We start from the raw sequence: 219 nt of genomic DNA on the forward strand, positions 1-219 counted from the left end.
TCAGTAATGAAAAACAAAGAAAGCCAAAACTATGAAATATTCTTCCAAGCCAAAGACATAAAAGTAATGGAATATGCCTTTAAGCAAGTCATAGCCAAGGAAAATAAAAAAGAAAAAGAAAGTATCCTAAAACAAATAAAGAAATACAAAGACCTATCCAATAACAAGGATAAGACAAAAGAAAAAGTCAAAAGAAAAGTAAAAGAAAAAGTAAAACCA

1 protein-coding gene is annotated in these 219 nt (G+C 27.4%); it reads left to right on the forward strand.

Annotated elements, in window-relative coordinates; all coding sequences use genetic code 11:
* Positions 1-219: DUF3801 domain-containing protein (locus HMPREF0072_RS10955; RefSeq protein WP_004831303.1), on the forward strand; the 219-nt coding region annotated here is incomplete at both ends.

It is taken from the genome of Anaerococcus lactolyticus ATCC 51172 (genome assembly GCF_000156575.1).
In the GTDB taxonomy this organism is placed as follows: domain Bacteria; phylum Bacillota; class Clostridia; order Tissierellales; family Peptoniphilaceae; genus Anaerococcus; species Anaerococcus lactolyticus.